At 57.5% G+C, this 1,696-nt stretch carries 1 protein-coding gene; it reads left to right on the top strand.

Features of this window, described 5'->3' with window-relative positions:
* Positions 1 to 87 precede the first annotated feature (87 nt).
* On the top strand, positions 88 to 1,674 hold the full coding sequence (locus B0G73_RS39910; protein WP_258194193.1) for a transposase: 1,587 nt from the start codon (positions 88 to 90) through the stop codon (positions 1,672 to 1,674).
* The last annotated feature ends 22 nt before the right edge of the window (positions 1,675 to 1,696 follow it).

Raw genomic sequence — 1,696 nt, 5'->3', positions numbered from 1 at the left:
GCGCATTGACTCAGGTTTTTTGTTACCGAGCTAGGCTCGTTGCCTCAAGTATTTTGCTACCTGTCAGACGGCTGGCGGGAGCGACTTATGACGAGGCTCAGAATGACAACAAGGCGGGAATTGATCGAGGCAGTCGGCGAACGGTACCGCCGTTCTGAACGGAACGACAAGCGGCAGATCCTGGACGAGTTCGTTGAATTGACGGGCTATCATCGTAAGCACGCAATCCGAGTGCTTTGCCGGGAGCAGCAGCCGGCGAAGACGAAGCCCGGCCCACAGCGACGCTATGACGATGACGTTCATGCCGCACTGATCCTGCTATGGGAGGCCGCCGATCGGATCTGCGGCAAGCGGCTGAAAGCGCTCATCCCTACGTTGATCGACTCGATGACACGGCATGGGCATCTATCGCTATCGAAGGACTTGCGCCAGCGGCTCAAGCAGATCAGCGCCGCTACCATTGATCGGCTTCTGCGAGATGTGCGCGAGCAAGCTTTCAGCGGCCAGCGCCGCCGAGCTGGTGGAATTGGCAATGCGATTCGCCGCGCAGTGCCCATTCGAACCTTCACCGATTGGAATAACCCGCTGCCCGGTTTTCTGGAGGTCGATTTCGTTGAGCATTGCGGAGGCACCAAGATTGACGGTGAGTTTGTACACAGTTTCGTGATGACAGATATCGCCACAGGTTGGACGGAGTGTCTCGCTATGCCGTTTCGCAGCGCGTCGTTCGTTCTTGAGCACGTCGAACAGGTTCGCGGTGCCTTGCCGTTTCCGCTACGCGGCCTGGATTGTGATAACGATAGCGCCTTCATGAACGCTTCTGTCTTTGACTTCTGCAAAGCAACCGGGATCGAGCTGACCCGTTCTCGTGCTTATAAAAAGAACGATCAGGCATGGGTTGAGCAGAAGAATGGCTCCGTCGTGCGTCGTCTCGTGGGCTACGGCAAGTTACGAGGTCTTGAAGCCACTGAAGCGCTTGCCTCTCTTTATCAAGTGTCACGGCTGTACATCAACTTCTTTCAGCCGTCATTCAAATTGAAATCGAAGACTCGTCACGGCGCCAAGGTAACGAAGTGCTATGAAGTTCCGTTGACGCCGCTTGAGCGCGTCCTGCAGTCCGCATCTATTCCCGAGGCGACTAAACGTAGCCTTCGCGCGCGGTTCCGTCGGCTCGATCCATTGGATTTGTTGCATCGGATTCGCGAAGCACAACAGCGGGTCGCGCAATGCAGCGCTTCCGGTGGTCTGCCCGCGCCGGCGACGACAGGCGAAGTCCCGCTCTCGGAATTCCTGTCGAGTCTAGGCACAGCGTGGCAGGCCGGCGAGATAAGACCGACGCATCACCGCAAAGCGCGCGTCCCACATGACTGGCGTACTCGCGAAGATCCGTTCGAACATGCCTGGCCCAAGATACTGGAATGGCTCGAAAACGAGCCGAGCATTACAGGAAAGCAGCTATATCAGCGCCTCACCGCGATGGCTCCCACCCTGTATTCCGGCGCTCAGCTGCGCACCCTGCAGCGCCGGGTAAAAGTGTGGCGCGCAGATCGAGCGAGGGAACTGGTGACCCGAATACTCAGCGGCGCCGACGTTGAAGTGGTGAAGGCTGACGCTGCTACGCAGCGCCAGCCTTCACCAACAAACGATTCGTCGATGACAATTAGCCGGGAGTAACATTATCCCGTGAGGCAACACG

The sequence above is a fragment of the Paraburkholderia sp. BL25I1N1 genome, from assembly GCF_003002025.1.
Classification (GTDB): domain Bacteria; phylum Pseudomonadota; class Gammaproteobacteria; order Burkholderiales; family Burkholderiaceae; genus Paraburkholderia.
The sequence above is the reverse complement of the archived record's forward strand: the minus strand, read 5'-3'. Positions and strand labels throughout refer to the sequence as shown.